Origin of the sequence: Amycolatopsis sp. cg13 (assembly GCF_041346965.1) — a bacterium.
In the GTDB taxonomy this organism is placed as follows: Bacteria; Actinomycetota; Actinomycetes; order Mycobacteriales; family Pseudonocardiaceae; genus Amycolatopsis.
Genome location: NZ_CP166848.1, coordinates 5,893,948 through 5,909,715, shown reverse-complemented (window position 1 = coordinate 5,909,715; position 15,768 = coordinate 5,893,948). Strand labels below are relative to the sequence as shown.

General features: G+C 68.2%; 16 protein-coding genes. 13 read left to right on the top strand and 3 right to left on the bottom strand.

Annotated elements, in window-relative coordinates; genetic code table 11:
- The first annotated feature begins 35 nt into the window (after positions 1-35).
- Positions 36-1,049 (top strand): ABC transporter substrate-binding protein, encoded by a 1,014-nt coding sequence (locus AB5I40_RS27460; protein ID WP_370932943.1) that lies wholly within the window; start codon positions 36-38, stop codon positions 1,047-1,049.
- A gap of 94 nt (positions 1,050-1,143) precedes the next feature.
- On the opposite strand, the gene AB5I40_RS27455 is transcribed toward AB5I40_RS27460, so the two are convergent.
- Positions 1,144-2,565: a M20/M25/M40 family metallo-hydrolase gene (locus tag AB5I40_RS27455; RefSeq protein WP_370932941.1), complete on the bottom strand. Its 1,422-nt coding sequence runs from the start codon at positions 2,563-2,565 to the stop codon at positions 1,144-1,146.
- 360 nt (positions 2,566-2,925) lie between these two features.
- Between AB5I40_RS27455 and pdhA the strand changes: the two genes are divergently transcribed.
- The 12 genes from pdhA to AB5I40_RS27395 all read left to right on the top strand — a co-directional run bounded on the left by pdhA (position 2,926) and on the right by AB5I40_RS27395 (position 14,471).
- Positions 2,926-4,131: a pyruvate dehydrogenase (acetyl-transferring) E1 component subunit alpha gene (gene pdhA / locus AB5I40_RS27450; RefSeq protein WP_370932940.1), complete on the top strand. Its 1,206-nt coding sequence runs from the start codon at positions 2,926-2,928 to the stop codon at positions 4,129-4,131.
- Positions 4,131-5,123 (top strand): alpha-ketoacid dehydrogenase subunit beta, encoded by a 993-nt coding sequence (locus AB5I40_RS27445; RefSeq protein WP_370932938.1) that lies wholly within the window; start codon positions 4,131-4,133, stop codon positions 5,121-5,123. Before pdhA ends, AB5I40_RS27445 begins: the two co-directional genes overlap by 1 nt.
- A 16-nt stretch (positions 5,124-5,139) precedes the next feature.
- Positions 5,140-6,468, top strand: a complete 1,329-nt coding sequence (locus tag AB5I40_RS27440) for a dihydrolipoamide acetyltransferase family protein (protein ID WP_370932937.1) — start codon at positions 5,140-5,142, stop codon at positions 6,466-6,468.
- Positions 6,469-6,577: 109 nt separating this feature from the next.
- Positions 6,578-7,150, top strand: coding sequence for a TetR/AcrR family transcriptional regulator (locus AB5I40_RS27435; RefSeq protein WP_370940618.1), 573 nt, complete (start codon positions 6,578-6,580; stop codon positions 7,148-7,150).
- 20 nt (positions 7,151-7,170) lie between these two features.
- The gene (locus AB5I40_RS27430; RefSeq protein ID WP_370940617.1) at positions 7,171-9,105 is read left to right on the top strand and encodes an ABC transporter ATP-binding protein; all 1,935 of its coding nucleotides are present in this window, start codon (positions 7,171-7,173) and stop codon (positions 9,103-9,105) included.
- Positions 9,106-9,136: 31 nt separating this feature from the next.
- The gene (locus AB5I40_RS27425; protein ID WP_370932935.1) at positions 9,137-9,721 is read left to right on the top strand and encodes an ATP-binding cassette domain-containing protein; all 585 of its coding nucleotides are present in this window, start codon (positions 9,137-9,139) and stop codon (positions 9,719-9,721) included.
- On the top strand, positions 9,718-10,902 hold the full coding sequence (locus tag AB5I40_RS27420; protein WP_370932934.1) for a hypothetical protein: 1,185 nt from the start codon (positions 9,718-9,720) through the stop codon (positions 10,900-10,902). Before AB5I40_RS27425 ends, AB5I40_RS27420 begins: the two co-directional genes overlap by 4 nt.
- 17 nt (positions 10,903-10,919) lie before the next feature.
- Positions 10,920-11,420: a DNA topology modulation protein FlaR gene (locus AB5I40_RS27415; protein WP_370932933.1), complete on the top strand. Its 501-nt coding sequence runs from the start codon at positions 10,920-10,922 to the stop codon at positions 11,418-11,420.
- A gap of 32 nt (positions 11,421-11,452) precedes the next feature.
- On the top strand, positions 11,453-12,364 hold the full coding sequence (locus tag AB5I40_RS27410) for an SEC-C metal-binding domain-containing protein (RefSeq protein WP_370932931.1): 912 nt from the start codon (positions 11,453-11,455) through the stop codon (positions 12,362-12,364).
- Between the two features lie 75 nt (positions 12,365-12,439).
- Positions 12,440-12,904 (top strand): FxsA family protein, encoded by a 465-nt coding sequence (locus tag AB5I40_RS27405; RefSeq protein ID WP_370932929.1) that lies wholly within the window; start codon positions 12,440-12,442, stop codon positions 12,902-12,904.
- Positions 12,905-12,916: 12 nt separating this feature from the next.
- The gene (locus tag AB5I40_RS27400; RefSeq protein ID WP_370932927.1) at positions 12,917-13,345 is read left to right on the top strand and encodes a very short patch repair endonuclease; all 429 of its coding nucleotides are present in this window, start codon (positions 12,917-12,919) and stop codon (positions 13,343-13,345) included.
- Positions 13,346-13,355: 10 nt separating this feature from the next.
- The gene (locus tag AB5I40_RS27395) at positions 13,356-14,471 is read left to right on the top strand and encodes a DNA cytosine methyltransferase (RefSeq protein ID WP_370932925.1); all 1,116 of its coding nucleotides are present in this window, start codon (positions 13,356-13,358) and stop codon (positions 14,469-14,471) included.
- Here the strand turns inward: AB5I40_RS27395 and AB5I40_RS27390 are convergent.
- Together AB5I40_RS27390 and AB5I40_RS27385 are read right to left on the bottom strand one after the other, a co-directional pair.
- A complete protein-coding gene (locus tag AB5I40_RS27390; protein WP_370932923.1) occupies positions 14,468-15,046 on the bottom strand; it encodes an alkyl sulfatase C-terminal domain-containing protein in 579 nt (192 codons plus the stop codon). The genes AB5I40_RS27395 and AB5I40_RS27390 overlap by 4 nt on opposite strands.
- 30 nt (positions 15,047-15,076) lie before the next feature.
- Positions 15,077-15,721, bottom strand: coding sequence for an SCP2 sterol-binding domain-containing protein (locus AB5I40_RS27385; RefSeq protein ID WP_370932922.1), 645 nt, complete (start codon positions 15,719-15,721; stop codon positions 15,077-15,079).
- Positions 15,722-15,768: the final 47 nt, after the last annotated feature.

Here is a 15,768-nt window from a genome sequence, read left to right as displayed (position 1 = left end):
TCAGGCAGTACCTCACCCGATCCTCCGGAGTTCCGATGACCTTCTCACCGGCGCGGCTGTCCCGCCGCGGCTTTCTCGCGGGCACCGCCGCCGCGGGCACCCTCGGCCTGCTCAGCGCCTGCGGGTACAAGGACGAGCAGCCCGCCGCTGGCGACGGCGCGACCTGGTCCTTCACCGACGACCGCGGCCGCAAGCTCGACGGAAAGCGGCCGGAACGGATCGTCGCACAGGTGACCGCCGCGGCCGCGTTGTGGGACTTCGGCGTGAAATCCGTGGGCATTTTCGGCCCGTCGAAGCTCCCGGACGGCAAAACCGATCCGCAGGCGGGCGGCGTCGACCTGAAGTCGGTGACCTCGCTGGGCAACGTGTGGAACGAGTTCAACTTCGACAAGTTCGTCTCGCTGAACCCGCAGCTGCTGGTCAGCGTGATCTATCTGAAGCAGCAGATGTGGTACGTGCCGGACACGATGGCGGACAAGGTCGACAAGGCCGCGCCGAGTGTCGGCATCGGACTCCAGGACATCGCGATGCCGCAGGGGATCGCGAAGTTCGAGGCGCTGGCGAAGGCGCTCGGCGCGGACGTCGCGACGCCGGAAATCCAGCAGGCCAAGGAGAAGTACGAGGCCGCGGACGCCAAGTTCGCCGAGGCGGTCAAGAAGACGGCCGGGCTCAAGGTGCTGCTGCTGTCCGCGCAGAAGGACACGACGTACGTGGCCAACCCGGCGAAGTTCGCGACCTCGAAGCACTATCAGGAGAAGGGGATGCAGTTCGTCCTGCCGGAGAAGCCCGACGAAAGCCAGGGCGGCTACTACGAGCAGGTGAGCTGGGAGAACGTCGGGAAATACTCCGCCGACGTGATCATGTACGACTCGCGCGGCGGGTCGCTTTCGCTCGGCCCGGACGGGCTCGGCGGCGTCCCGACCTGGCAGCAGCTGCCCGCGGTGAAGGCGGGCAAGCTGATCCCGTGGAACAACGAGACGCCGTTCTCGTACCAGCGGTTCGCACCTGAGCAGACTCGCATCGCCGACGCCCTCGCCAAGCTGGCCTAAAGCACCCCAATGTGGCATTGGGCGCATGCGACGCACCCAATGTGGCATTGGGTGCGTGAGATGCACCCAATGCCACATTGGGGCGTTCGCCAGGTCAGCTGCGGGCGTGCGCGTCCAGCAGGTGCGCGACCGCTTCGGTGACCTGCTGGGCGTAGTCCAGGTTCAGCCACTCGTCGGGCACGTGGATGTTCGAATCCGCCCCGCACGCGCCGGTGACCAGGAACTGCGCCTCCGGGTACTTCTCGCCGAGCAGGCCCATGAACGGGATCGACCCGCCCATGCCCGCCGCGCGGTGCGGACGGCCGAAGACCTCGTCGTCGACCCGGCGCAGCGCGTCGGTGAGCCACGCGGCTTCCTCCGGCGCGTTCCAGCCGTTCTCCGCCTGCTGGTCCTCGGCGATGGTGACCTTCGCGCCGTACGGAACGTCCGTGGTCAGCGCCCGCTTGATCGCCGCGAGCGCGTCGTCCGCGACCGCAGTGGGCGGCAGGCGGAAGCTGAGCGTGAGCGTGGTGCTCTGCCGCAGCACGTTGCCAGCTTCGGCGGGCAGCGGAAGTCCTTCGCCGCCGATGATCGACAGCGTCGGTCGCCAGTAGTTGTTCAGCAGCAGCTCAAGCGCGTCCTCGGACACCGTCTTTCCGCCGCTCACCAACGGGAACGCGGTGCGCAGCGCTTCCGGCGCCACCTCCGCGACCGCCTCGATCTCGGCGCGGCGACTGGCCGGTACCTCAACGTTCAGCTCGGACAGCTTGATCTCGCCGGTCTCGGCGTTCTCGATCCGCTCCAGCAGCTGCCGCAGCACGCGGAACGAACTCGCGACGACGCCGCTGGCCAGGCCGGAGTGCTGCGCGGTGGCGAGCAGCTGGACGTTGACCGTCAGGTGCACCATGCCGCGCAGGCTGGTGGTGAGCCACAGCCGCTCGTAGTCCATGCCGCCCGCGTCGAGGCAGACGACGAGGCTGACTTCGCCGAGCCGTGCGCTCAGGTGTTCAAGGTAAGCGGGGAGGTCGGGGCTGCCGGATTCCTCGCCGGTTTCCAGCAGCAGCGCGATTCGTGCGTGCTCGCCACCGGCCGCGTGCACTGCTTCCACCGCGGCACTGGCCGCGTACCCGGAGTAGCCGTCGTCCACCGAACCGCGGCCGTACAGGCGACCGTCGCGGATGACCGGCGTCCACGGGTCGAGGCCTTCGGACCAGCCGCCGACCGGAGGCTGCTTGTCCAAGTGGCCGTACATGAGGACGGTGCCCTTGTCCGTTGCGCCCGGGGTGGCCGGAACGTCGACGAACAACAGCGGAGAACGGCCGTCCAGCTCGATGACCTCGATCTGCGCGCCCGGCAGGTCGCGCCCTTCGAGATAGCTCTTGACGTGCTGGACGGCGGCGGCGAGATGCCCGGTCGACGCCCAGTCCGCGTCGAACGCCGGGGACAGCGCGGGGATCGCGACCAGACCGGACAGGCTCGGCGTGACGTCGTTGATCCACGTCGAGACCACGGATTCGCGTACGGATTTTTGTTCCACAGCGCCATCTTGCCACGGTGACCGACGTCACCGGCACGAGTGAACGTCGTGAGTGCCTGTCCCGGTGAGAACCGTGATCGCCACTCACGAGGGCAGGTAGGACGCGGGATGGCCGCCCGACCATCGCCTCTCCCATACTCGGGCTTCCAAACGTTTTCCCTGTTCAGCGAGGTTTTCTCAGCAACAAATCAGCAACTGCCGCTCTCCATCGGACCAATTCTCGTGCCAGGATGTGGCCACGAACCGTCAACGCCGACGGTGGCCGGGAGCCTCGGACCCGAGGAGCCGGTCCCCGCCGGTGCAGTCGCTGTGGCCGCCACAAGCGGCCGCTCGCGGCGCCGACACCGAGGAGAACAGCTCATGCCGTCCGAACAGTGGACGCACCCGGAACCTGGAGACGGGCCGGCCGCCGTAGCGGCTCAGCCTTCCCCCGAACAGGTGATCGCCGGTTTGCGAGCGACAAGCGAAGGTGGCGCTGAGCTCACTCAGCTGCTCACCCCCGAGGGCCAGCGGGTCCCGTCCGAGCGGTTCGACCGCTACGTCGAGGACGTCGACGACGAAACGCTGAAGAACCTCTACCGCGACATGGTGCTGGTGCGCCGCGCGGACCGCGAGGCCAACGCGATGCAGCGCCAGGGGCAGCTGGGCATCTGGGTGCCGTTGCTCGGCCAGGAAGCCGCGCAGGTCGGGTCCGGTCGCGCGCTGCAGCCCCGCGACATGGCTTTCCCGAGCTATCGCGAGCACGGCGTCGCCTACACCCGCGGCGTCGACATGCGCGAGCTGATCGGGATTTTCCGGTGCACCGACCACAGTGGCTGGGACTACCAGGCACACCGGTTCCACCCGTACACCATCGTCATCGGCAACCAGGTGCTCAACGCCGCGGGTTACGCGATGGGCCAGAAGTTCGAGGGCAAAGTCGGGGACGAGGGTGGCGAGGCCACCATTTGTTACTTCGGTGACGGCGCGACTTCGCAGGGCGACGTGCACGAAGGGTTCGTCTGGGCCGCGGTGTACGACGCGCCGCTGGTCTTCTTCTGCCAGAACAACCAGTGGGCGATTTCCGAGCCGACCGAACGCCAGTCGCGGCTGCCGCTGTACCAGCGCGCCCGCGGCTACGGCTTCCCCGGCATCCGCGTGGACGGCAACGACGTCCTCGCCTGCCTCGCCGTCACCCGGTGGGCGCTGGAGGAATGCCGGCACGGCAACGGCCCGGTGCTGATCGAGGCGTTCACCTACCGGATGGACGCGCACACCACCACCGACGACCCCACCCGCTACCGGCTCTCGGACGAGCTGGAGGAGTGGAAGCTCAAGGACCCGATCGAGCGCGTGCGCGCGTTCCTGGCTCGCGGCGGGCACGCCGACCAGGCGTTCTTCGACAGCGTCCAAGCCGAGGCGGACAAGTTCGCCGCCGAACTGCGCGACTACACGTTCAACATGCCCGAGCCGCCGCCGGACCGGGTGTTTTCCCAGGTGTACGCAGAACCTTCGCCGGTGCTGGAAGCGCAGCGCGAGGAGTATCTGTCCTATCTCGACGGTTTCGCCGCGGCGGGTGAGCACTGATGACTGATCTCCAGAAACTCACGATCGGCAAGGCGCTCAACCTCGGTCTCCGTCGCGCGATGGAGGAGGACCCGAAGGTCCTGATCATGGGGGAGGACGTCGGCAAGCTCGGCGGCGTCTTCCGCATCACCGACGGACTGCAGAAGGACTTCGGCGAGCAGCGCGTGCTGGACACGCCGCTCGCCGAATCGGGCATCATCGGCACCGCGGTCGGCCTCGCCGTGCGCGGATTCCGGCCGGTGTGCGAGATCCAGTTCGAAGGCTTCATCTTCCCCGGCTTCGACCAGATCTCCTCGCAGCTGGCGAAACTGCACTACCGCACGCAGGGCAAGGTCAAGATGCCCGTCGTGATCCGGGTGCCGTTCGGCGGCGGGATCGGCGCGGTGGAGCACCACTCGGAATCGCCGGAATCGCTGTTCTCGCACATCGCCGGTCTGAAGGTGGTGTCGATTTCGAACGCGGTCGACGCCTACTGGGGCATCCAGGAGGCGATCCGCTCGGACGACCCGATCCTCTTCTTCGAGCCCAAGAAGCTGTACCACTCGGGCGCGTTGAAGATGGAGGTCGACACCTCGACGGCACCGTCGCGAGTGTTCGCGTCGCAGGTGGTGCGCGAGGGCACGAACGCCACGGTCGTCGCGTACGGACCGTCGGTGAAGGTGGCGCTCGACGCCGCCACCGCCGCCGAAGCCGAGGGCAAGTCGCTGGAGGTCATCGACCTGCGCACGCTCTCGCCGCTCGACCTCGGACCGGTCTTCGAATCGGTCCGCAAGACCGGACGGCTCATCGCGGTCAGCGAAGCGCCGTCGGAATCCTCGCTGACCTCGGAAATCGCCGCCCGCGTTCAGCAGGAATGCTTCTACTCCCTTGAGTCCCCCGTCCTGCGCGTGACCGGATTCGACACGCCGTACCCGCCTGCGAAGCTCGAGGAGCACTACCTCCCCGACCTCGACCGGGTCCTGCACGCTGTCGACCGATCTCTCGCCTGGTAAGGGGGTTGCATCAGAAATGCCCGAGTACAAACAATTCCCCCTGTCGGACACGGCGGAGGGGCTGACTGAAGCCGACATCCTCGCCTGGCGCGTCAAGCCGGGCGACACGGTCACGGTCAACCAGATCGTGGTCGAGGTCGAGACCGCGAAGGCCGCTGTCGAGCTGCCGATTCCGTGGGCCGGGGTGGTCACTGAGCTGCACGTGGAACCGGGGCAGACGGTGGAGGTCGGGACGACGATCCTGACCATGGACGTGGATCCCGACGGAAAAGCCGCACCCGCCGCTGAGCCCGCTGCCGCGGCTCCGGCCGCTCCGGCCGAAGAGGAGATGAAGCCGCTAGTCGGCTATGGCTCCAAGGCGGCCGGGACGACCCGGCGGGCGCGCAAGGGGGCCACCGCGGCTCCGGCACCCGCGCTGGTTGCGGCGGCTCCTGCTCCCGCACCGGTGGCCGAAACCCCGCGTGGCGGTTACGTCCCGCTGGCCAAACCGCCGGTCCGCAAGCTGGCCAAGGACCTCGGCGTCGACCTGCACTCGCTCACCGGCAGCGCGGACGGCGGCGTGATCACCCGCGACGACGTCCACGCCGCAGCCAACGGTTCCGCCGCTCCCGCAGTGTCCACTGTGGATTCCGGCTACGACCCGGCCACCCGCGAGCGGCGCGTGCCGATCAAGGGCGTCCGCAAGGCGACCGCGGCCGCGATGGTGCAGAGCGCTTACACCGCTCCGCACGTCACGGAGTTCCTCACCATCGACGTCACGCCGATGATGGAACTGCGCGAAAAGCTCAAGAAGTCGCGCGACTTCAGCGGCGTCAAGCTCACTCCGCTGGCGTTCGCAGCGAAGGCCGTATGCCTCGCGGCGAAGCGCACGCCGGACGTCAACGCGGTGTGGGACGAGGCCGCGCAGGAGATCGTCTACAAGGACTACGTCCACCTCGGCATCGCGGCGGCGACCCCGCGCGGTCTCGTGGTGCCGAAGATCCGGGACGCGGATTCCTTGTCGCTCAAGGAACTCGCGGTCGCGCTCACCGAACTGACCGACGTCGCGCGCGAGGGCAAGACCACGCCGGCGGCGATGCTGGGCGGGACGTTCACGATCACCAACGTCGGCGTTTTCGGCGTCGACACCGGCACGCCCATCATCAACCCGGGCGAGTCGGCGATCCTGGCGGTCGGGGCCATCCGCGACACCGCGTGGGTGGTCGACGGCGAGATCAAGGTGCGCAAGGTGATGCAGCTGTCGCTGAGCTTCGACCACCGGGTCGTCGACGGGCAGCAGGGGTCGGAGTTCCTCGCCGACGTCGGCGCGCTGCTCGCCGATCCGGCGGTCGCGATCACGTACTAAACGACAAGGCCGTGTCCTCGCGGGCACGGCCTTGCGTTTATCGAGTTGACGGAGTGAGCGCTCACTCCGTACTGTGGCGAGCATGGAAACGAGGAAAAGAGCACCGGGGATGGCCCCGGACGACCGGCGGCGGATGATCGTCCGCGCGGTGCTCCCGCTGGTCGTCGAGCACGGCCACGGGGTCACGACCGCGCAGATCGCCCGGGCCGCGGGGATCGGCGAGGGCACTATCTTCCGGGTCTTCAAGGACAAGGACGAACTGTTCGACGCGTGTGTGGAAGCCGCGCTCAATCCGGCGGAGGCGCTGGAGATGATCGGGGAGATCCCGGCTGAACTGCCGTTGGAGAAGCGGCTTGCCGAGGCTGCCGAGGCGATGAACGCGCACCTGCAGCGGATGGGCGCGGTGATGGCCGCGACCATGAAGGGCCGCCCGCGCGCGGCGGTGGAAGAAGCGCGCAACCGCAAGTCAGTGACCGGAGACAGCCGCCGCGAGTCGCTCGAGGCGATGCAACGCGCGGTGCGGGAGCTGTTCGTTCCGGACGCCGCCCGGCTGCGGCTTCCGGTGGACAAGGCCGCTTCGCTGTTCCTGGCGCTGCTGTTCACGCAATCCCGCCCGATGCCGGGCGCCCCGACCACTGACGAGGTCATCGACGTCTTCCTGCACGGTTCGGTGCTGGCGTGATCCCCGGCGGTGGGGGCGGGATCGAGATGGCCCTCGGCCGCCGCGGTCGCCGCAAGATGGCGCAATCCGTGCCGGACAGCGGTCTCACCGGGCCGGTCGACATCCCGGAACCGGAGCAGCCGGAACAGCCGAAAGGCCTGCGGGCGCGGCTGTCGCGGATGCGTACTTCGGTGGCAGGCACCGTCCGCGGCCTGCCGAAGGTCGCGAAGCTGACCTGGCAGGCCAGCCCGACACTGACGATCGTGCTCGCGGTGATCACGCTGGCGTCCGGCCTGCTGCCGACGGTCACCGCGTACATCGCGAAAATCCTGCTCGACTCGGTGGTCGCGGCGATCCAGCATCGCGGGTCGACGGCGGACATCGTGCGCATCACGCTGTTCCAGTTCGGCGTGCTGGCGGCGACCGCGATCAGCAGTTCGCTCACCACGATCGCGCAATCCCTGCTGCAGGAACGGATGACGCTCACCATCCGGCACCAGGTCATGCAGCACGCGAGCGACCTGCACCTGGCGTACTTCGAGGGTTCGGCGTCGTACGACATGCTGCGCCAGGCGGCGCAGGAGGCGCCGACGCGTCCGTTGTCGATGATGACCTCGGCGCTCGGCCTGATCCGGACACTGATCACCTTCGCCAGCATGATCGCGCTGCTGGTGTCGATCAGCCCGCTGCTCGCACTGGTCGCTTTGCTGGCCCCGATTCCGGCGTTCATCTCGCAGTCGAAGTACGGTTCGCGGGCGTTCTGGCTCACCTTCATGATGTCGCCGATCAAACGGCGGATGGACTATCTGTCCTCTTTGGTCACTACGGACACGTATGCCAAGGAGACCAAGCTGTTCGGCCTCGGTCCGTACTTCGTGGACCGGTTCCGGAAGCTCGGGGTGGTTGCCTACGACCGGCAGCGGAAGCTGACGGTGAAACGGAATGTCAGCTCGACGTCGTGGGGGTTGCTGAGCACGCTGGTCGGCTCGGGGATCGCGTTGTACATCGCGCTGGAGGCGGTGGGCGGACGGCTGACGCTGGGCGATCTGGCGCTGTACACCGCCGCCGCGACGTCCGTGCAGAGTTCGGTGACCGGGTTGTTCACCGCGTTTTCCGGGATGTACGAGAACAATCTGTACCTGGATACGCTGTACCGATTCCTCGACACCAAACCGGAAATCACCGCACCGGCGAAGCCGCGACCACTTCCGTCCACTGTGGATGGACACATCCAGTTCGAGTCGGTGAGCTTCAGCTATCCGGGTGCGGACGAACCGGCATTGCACGGGGTGAGCTTCGAGATCCGTCCCGGCGAGACCGTCGCGGTGGTGGGGCGCAACGGCGCGGGCAAATCGACGCTGTTCAAACTGCTGTGTCGGCTTTACGACCCCACAGCGGGCCGGATCCTGCTGGACGGCGTGGACATCCGCGAGTACGACCCAGTGCAGCTGCGCACCAAGATCAGCGCGATGTTCCAGGATTACGTGACCTACCAAGGCACCGCGGCGGAGAACATCGGCCTCGGCGACCTGAACCGGCTCACCGATCGCGAGCACATCGAGGAGTCCGCCCGCCGCGCCGGAGCCGACGAGCGCATCGCCCGGCTGCCGACGGGGTACGACAGCCCGCTCGGCCGCTGGTTCGACCAGGGCGTGTCGCTGTCCGGCGGGGAATGGCAGAAAATCGCGCTGGCCAGGGCTTTCCAGCGCGAGGCCCCGATCCTGATCCTGGACGAGCCGACGTCGGCGCTGGACGCCCAAGCCGAGCACGACCTGTTCGACCGGCTGCACACGTTGTCGCGCGGGCGGACGACGCTGTACATCTCGCACCGGTTCTCGACGGTCCGCCAAGCCGAGCGCATTCTGCTGCTGGACCACGGGAAAGTCGCGGAGTACGGAACGCACGAGGCGCTGATGGCGGCCGACGCCGGGTACGCGGAATTGTTCACGCTGCAAGCGGAGGCGTACTTGAAGTGATTATGTTGGGGTGATCAGCCGAGGGGGTTTCGTGCTCATCGCCACTCAGGACCTGGGGGTCACCGCGGGCGAGACTGAGCTGTTCAGCGGTCTCGACCTGGCCGTCGACGCCGGCGAATGCCTGGTCGTCCGCGGTGCCAACGGGGCGGGCAAGTCGACGTTGCTGCGCTGTCTCTACGGGAATCAGGTGCCGACGTCCGGTTCCGTGTCCGTCTGCGGCGGACCGCCTGACGAGCGGTCCGCCGCTTTCCGTCGCCGCGTTTCGGTGCTTTTCGACGATTCGGCGCTCTTCGACGAGCTCACCCCGCGCCAGCATCTCGACCTGCTGCGCAATTCCTTCGGCGGCGAACTGGCCGACGGTCCGGTACCGGCTCCCGATGTGCCCGCGTCGGAGCTCTCCGCCGGACAACGACGTCGGCTCCTGCTGCACGCCGCGGTGGCGCGTCCGCACGAGGTGCTGCTGCTGGACGAACCGGAGCGCGCGCTGGACGCCGACGGCCGGGCCTGGCTGACCACCCTGGTCCGCACCAGCACGGGACGCGGCGCGGCGGTGATCGTGGCGAGCCATCACCCGCCGCTCGCGGACGAGGTCGCGGATTACGTGGTGGACCTGTGAAACGACCGGATCTGGTCTTGGCGCTGGTCATCGCGGTCGGCCTGCTGGGATCGCCGTTCTACAACACCGAATTGGTGCGGAGCCAGCTGATCGGCGGCGCTCCGGTGGGCGCGCTCGGCAGCGTGCTCGTGCTGTGCACCGGTCTCGCGCTGGCGTGGCGCGCGACCTTGCGCCGCGGCTATCTGTGGACCCATCCGGCCACGCTGACCTGGGACGATTTCGACGGTCAGCGTCCCGCCGTGCTCACCCGGCGACTCGTGCTGGACTGGGCCGCCAGATTCGCGGTCGCGGCGTATTTCTTCGCCGTTTCCGGGATGCTCATCGGCTTTCCCCGCTCATTGGTCGGCCCGATCGCGCTTTTCGTAGTCGTCGCCGCGCTGGCCTTGGTGCTGGGCCGCCGCCGCTCGTTCCCCGGCGAATCCCTGCTGCCGCTGACTCTCGCACTGCCGCTTGTCGTTCCACTGTGGACATACGTGGTCGTCGCCGGTCTCGCGGCGATCGCCTTGGCCCGGTCTTCTTCGTTGCCGCACACGGTTTCTCGCGACACGTTGATCCGGCACTACGCCGAACGCATGGTGCGCCGGACGTCCGCCGCCTTCCTGGACGTCTGGGCGCTGCTCCCGGCCGGACGCCCGGTGCCGTGGCGGAACGCGCTGGCCGGACGGTTCATCGTCACCCGGTATGTCGTCACGGGGACTCTCGCGCGTCGGCACACCCTCGGTCTGCCGGTCTTCCTCGCACTCGCCGTAGTCGCCACCCACGCGACCTTCCCCGCCGTGACGTCAGTGTGGCTCCTCGGCGTCGGCGGCTATCTTGCGCTGCTGCCGTTCACCGCGCCGGTCGCGCAGTTGCATCGAGTGCCCGGGCTGCGCCGCTGGCTGGATGCGTCAAACCTGCGCCTGCATACCGTGACCTGCGCTTTTCTCGGCCTGCTCGCGCTGATCTGGGCGGGTGTGGTCCTGCTGCTGGGCATCCCGGCTTCGATCAGCGCGCTAGTAGCTGTCCTGATCGCCGCACTGGCGGCCGTTCGTTCGGTGACCCGCGGCCCGCTGGACTTCAGCTCGATGGGGATGGTGCTGTACGAGGGCGTCCTGATCCCCGCCGGGCTGGTGCGGCAACTCGTCCGGGGCCCGGATCTCCTGGTGCTCGGATTAATCGCCGCGAGTTTCGTCCCGGTCTAGTTCTAGGCTTGACCGCCATGGGGCGACGCATCATGGTCACTGGCTGCTCCGGGGCCGGAAAATCCACTCTGGCCAGGCACATCGGTGCCGCCCTCGACCTCCCGGTCACACATCTGGACCGGCTCTACTGGCGTCCCGGCTGGGTCGAGGCCCCGCCAGAAGAGTTCCGTGCCGCCGTCGCCGAGGCGGCCAGCACGGACAGCTGGGTGATCGACGGCAATTACAGCAAGACCTTCGACCTGCGCCTGCCCTTCGCCGACACCGTCGTGCTGCTGGACGCCTCCCGCTACACCTGCCTGTACCGCGTCGTGCGGCGGCAACTGCGCGAATGGGGCCAGGAGACGCAGGCTCCCGGATGCGTGTCGAAGATCGACGCCGAACTGGTCCAGTGGATCTGGAAGTGGCCGACGCGCCGCCCGCTGATGCTGCGGCGGATCGCCACCGAAGCCCCGACCTCGCGGCAGGTGCTGCTGCGCTCGCCACGCGAGGTCTCCGCGTTCCTGCAGAGCCTGCGGTGATCGCTTGCCGGGCCAGCAATAAAGTGCCTTCCATGGGCACGGGAACGGCCGCGGAGACCGCCGCACAACTGGAAGCCGAGCTGGAAAAGTATCCCGAGGAGCAGGGAGAGCTCCTTTTCGAGGCGGCGCAAGCATGGCGGCAGGCCGGTGACGACCACCGCGCCGTCGCGCTGCTGACCCAGGCTGTCGCGCTGGGCGGCGAGGAAGGGGGCAACGCCCGGGTCGAACTCGCCGACGTGCTGTTCGACCTCGGCCGGACCGACGAGGCCCAGGCCTGCCTGGACGAGTTGCGGAGCGAGCAACTGCCCTCGTCGATGCCGTATCACCTGGCCGCTGAGCTGCTGGAACACCGTGGCGAGCTTCAGCAGGCGCTGGCCTGGTTCGACCTGGCCGTGGCCCGGCTGTCCGAGGAGGAGCTGGCCGACCGGAACACGGAGTTCGGGTTCTTCACCCTCGCGAACAACATCTTGACGGGTCGCCGACGGGTGCGCCGCGCGCTCGGATTGCCTCCGGACGAGCAGGACGAGTCGGTCCAGAGCCCTTCGGATCCGGTCCGTGCTGCCGCCCCGCCGGCGCCTCCGGGGGAAGTGCGAGTGCTGTTCTGGCCCCGCGACGAGATTCCCCGCGCGCACGAGGCTTGGCCGCACCTGGTTCAACACGCCGACGCGGACACCATCGTCGCCGACCGAGAGGCCGACAACCGGGAGCTGTCCGAGACGGGCATCGCCCGGATCATGATGGTCCCGTTGACCGTCGCGAAACTCCGGGAGTTCGCGACCCGTACCGGCAGCGACCCAGCCGCCGAAGACACCCGGCTGGCCTGCATGAACGAGGTCTTCGAGGAAGGCGGCGCGCTGAGCTGGCCCCCCGCGCGCAACGAGCCCTGCTGGTGCGGCTCGGGCGCGAAATACAAGAAATGCTGCGGCCGTCCCACCCTCTCCTGACCGCGATCGGAAGCCTGCTGACCTGCGCTTATTTCCCCTCGGGAGCAAATCCCGGCACTCGTTCGTTCACCTGGTATGGCTGTCGTGTTCCTGCTCTACGTCATCGCTGAAGTCGCCGCCATCTGGGCGGTCGGCTCGGTCGTCGGTGTGCTCGGCACGATCGGTCTGCTGATCGCGGGCGCGTTCGTGGGCTCGTGGCTGGCGCGCCGCGAGGGCGGCAAGGCGATGCGCGCGTTCATGGCGACCGCGCAGTCGGGCCGCAATCCGGAGAAGGAACTGACCGACGGCATGCTCGTCGCGCTCGGCGGCGTGCTGATCATGGTCCCCGGCTTCGTCAGCGACGTGCTGGGCCTGCTCTTCCTGCTGCCGCCGACCCGCTCGATCGCCCGGCGATTTTGGCTGCGCCGCGCGGAGAAGCGCGCCGTCCGGTACGCCAACCAGCGCCGCGGCCCGGTGATGGTGGTGGACAGCGAGGTCGTCGCGGAGGAGCCGCGGCCGTCGAACCACCCGGTGATCGAAGGCCGGATCGTCGAAGGCTGAGTCTTTGCCACAATGGCCTCCGTGGAGCGGCTGGTAACGACTTCCGCGGTGAGCGCCCGCATGAGCAAACAGAAGTCCCGCAACACCGGGATCGAAATGGCGCTGCGCAAGATCCTGCACGCCGCCGGGTTCCGTTATCGAGTGCACCGCCGTCCGGTCAAGGGTGTGCGCCGCGAGGCTGACCTGGTGTTCGGCCCGGCCCGGGTAGCGGTTTTCGTGGACGGCTGCTTCTGGCACGGCTGCCCGGAACACGGCACGTGGCCGAAGAACAACGCGGATTATTGGCGGACCAAGATCGAAACCAACCGCCGCCGCGACGCGAATACTGACGCACTGCTGCTCGAAGCGGGCTGGCTGTCGGTGCGAATCTGGGAACACGAAGCGACCGATGTCGCCGCGTCGCGGGTGATCGAGACCGTGAAGGAACGCCGGCCCCATTAATGTTGGCGCCATGCCTCTACCGGGTCAGCCCACCGCCGCGGAGTTCTTCGCGGGCATCGGTCTCGTGCGCCTAGGCCTAGAACCGGCCGGCTTCGACGTCGCGTGGTCCAACGACATCGAACCCGCGAAGCAAGCCATGTACGAGGCACACTTCAACGACCAGGGCGCGCACGAGTACGTCCTGGGCGATGTCGCCGCCCTGCGCGGTGCCGACCTGCCCGCGGGCCTCAGCCTGGCCTGGGCGTCCTTCCCGTGCACGGACCTCTCGCTGGCCGGCTGGCGCCGCGGCTTGGCGGGCTCGCACTCGTCGACGTTCTGGGAATTCACCCGCATCCTGGACGAACTGGGCCCGGATCGCCCACCGGTAGTCGCGCTGGAAAACGTCGTAGGCCTGGCGACAAGCCACGGCGGCGACGACCTCCGTGCCGCGATCCGCGAACTCAACCGGCTCGGGTACTCCGCCGATGTCCTGACCCTGGACGCCCGGCGGTTCGTCCCGCAGTCGCGGCCGCGGTTGTTCATCGTTGGTGCGCAGAATCCGCCCGCTGACTCGCCCGCGCCGTCACCGTTGCGCCCGGCTTGGCTTGCGCTTGATCCTTCGTTGCGGACCCATCGCGCTGCCTTGCCCGCACCTCCGCCGCTTTTGGTCACCGGACTGTCCGCGGCCGTCGAACGCCTGTCCGCCGACGACGAGCGTTGGTGGACGCCCCTGCGTGCTGACGCGTTCGTCGGCTCCCTTTCGCCGCTCCAACTGGAGCGCTTGACGCAGTTGCGGGCGGGAAAGAAGCTGGTGTACCGCACGGCTTACCGCCGCACCCGAAACGGAAAGCCAGTGTGGGAAGTCCGGCCGGACGACATCTCCGGCTGCCTGCGCACCGCCCGTGGCGGGTCGTCCAAACAGGCCGTGGTGCAAGCAGGGCGGGGAAGCGTACGGGTCCGGTGGATGACACCCCGCGAGTACGCCCGGCTGATGGGCGCGGGGCAGTACGCGCTGGAGGGGCTGCGGAACAACCAGGCCCTGTTCGGCTTCGGGGACGCGGTGTGCGTGCCGGTGGTGCAGTGGCTGTCGGAGAATTACCTGATGCCGTTGGCACGCGGGGAAATGAGCCTGGAGACCGCGGTTTAGTCCGCTCCAGTCGGCTTAGGAATGTCGAAATACCCCGACAACCGCACCGCCGGCGCGTACTCGCCCTTGACCTTCACCTTCCCCGTCACGAACATCGCCGCCACTGCGGCGTTCCCGGTCGCCATCCGGATGAAGTCCTCCACCGCCACGGTGATCGTCGTGTCCGGCGTGCGGGCCAGGTCGGTGCTCGACACGCACAACCCGTCCTCGATGACCGTCTGGTAGCGGTCGAAATCGTCCCCGGCGGGGAAGCGCCAGGAGACCACGATGTCCACGTGCCGGGCTCGTTCCGGGCGGAAGTGTTCCGACATCCGGCGGAAGATCTCGTCCAGGAAGACCGCGCGCAGTTCGTCGTGGTCGGCGATGCCTTTCAGCTGTTCCCGGGTAGCCGCCGCGACGACGTCCACCAGGGCCTGCGTGGTCAGCGAGCCGATGTCGATGCCGGCTCCGGCCGTACCGAGCATGTGCAGCGTCTCCAGGACCTGCACGAACTGCTCCGGCGTCAGTTTGCCCACCTCGAGGGTGCGGGCGAACCCGTTCACCGCGTGCTCACCGGGTGAGTGCGCGGCACGCATGCGCGAGCGCCAGCGGGACACCGGAGCGGCTCAGGCCGGTCGGGGGAGGTCGAAGTGGCCGACCAGCCCGGCTGCGAAGGCCAGGTCGCCCTTGACCTTCAGTTTTCCGGTCACGAACAGCACCGCGGGCGTCGCCTGGTGGGTGATGATGCGGAAAAAGTCCACGGGCGAAAGCGTAATCGTCACGCGGGGTTTCTCGCGCATTTCGCGGGACACAGTGCAGGTTCCGTCGGAAAGCACCGTCTCGTAGCGGTCGTAGCCGCCCTCGCCGGTGCCGCCGGACAGCCGCCAGTGCACGACCGCGTGCAGCGACTTCGCACGGATGTGCGCTCCCATGCGCGCGAAGATCTCGTCCAGCACCCGCACCCGTAGCGCGCGTTCGGCGACCACGGCTTCCAACTGCGCCCGCGACGCCCGCGCGACCAGCGTGGCGAACTTCGTCGGGTCGACCTTGTCCAGCGAGAACGCCGGCACTTGCTCAGACAGCCGGACCAACGCCGCCAGCAGGCGGTTCATGTCGGAACGGCCCAGCTCACGGGGGTCAATGGCGTCCGCGACCGCGTTGACGTCGAGCGCGCTCGCGTCGACGGCTTCGGTGCGGTCCAGCGCGTCCAGCAGCGCGACTCCGCGCAGGCCGGCCAGGTCAGCACTGGTCGCCTCCGGGTTGTCGGCCATCTTCCACCCCTTCCGGAACTTTCCGCCGTAAGGCTACCGGTGAGTAG

What these genes read in the sequence shown, in the direction of transcription:
- pdhA (WP_370932940.1), top strand. Translation starts at nt 2,926, where the DNA reads ATGCCGTCCGAACAGTGGACGCACCCGGAACCTGGAGACGGGCCGGCC.
- AB5I40_RS27445 (WP_370932938.1), top strand. Translation starts at nt 4,131, where the DNA reads ATGACTGATCTCCAGAAACTCACGATCGGCAAGGCGCTCAACCTCGGT.
- AB5I40_RS27415 (WP_370932933.1), top strand. Translation starts at nt 10,920, where the DNA reads ATGGGGCGACGCATCATGGTCACTGGCTGCTCCGGGGCCGGAAAATCC.
- AB5I40_RS27395 (WP_370932925.1), top strand. Translation starts at nt 13,356, where the DNA reads ATGCCTCTACCGGGTCAGCCCACCGCCGCGGAGTTCTTCGCGGGCATC.
- AB5I40_RS27440 (WP_370932937.1), top strand. Translation starts at nt 5,140, where the DNA reads ATGCCCGAGTACAAACAATTCCCCCTGTCGGACACGGCGGAGGGGCTG.
- AB5I40_RS27410 (WP_370932931.1), top strand. Translation starts at nt 11,453, where the DNA reads ATGGGCACGGGAACGGCCGCGGAGACCGCCGCACAACTGGAAGCCGAG.
- AB5I40_RS27400 (WP_370932927.1), top strand. Translation starts at nt 12,917, where the DNA reads ATGGCCTCCGTGGAGCGGCTGGTAACGACTTCCGCGGTGAGCGCCCGC.
- AB5I40_RS27460 (WP_370932943.1), top strand. Translation starts at nt 36, where the DNA reads ATGACCTTCTCACCGGCGCGGCTGTCCCGCCGCGGCTTTCTCGCGGGC.
- AB5I40_RS27405 (WP_370932929.1), top strand. Translation starts at nt 12,440, where the DNA reads ATGGCTGTCGTGTTCCTGCTCTACGTCATCGCTGAAGTCGCCGCCATC.
- AB5I40_RS27385 (WP_370932922.1), bottom strand. Translation starts at nt 15,721, where the DNA reads ATGGCCGACAACCCGGAGGCGACCAGTGCTGACCTGGCCGGCCTGCGC.
- AB5I40_RS27435 (WP_370940618.1), top strand. Translation starts at nt 6,578, where the DNA reads ATGGCCCCGGACGACCGGCGGCGGATGATCGTCCGCGCGGTGCTCCCG.
- AB5I40_RS27390 (WP_370932923.1), bottom strand. Translation starts at nt 15,046, where the DNA reads ATGCGTGCCGCGCACTCACCCGGTGAGCACGCGGTGAACGGGTTCGCC.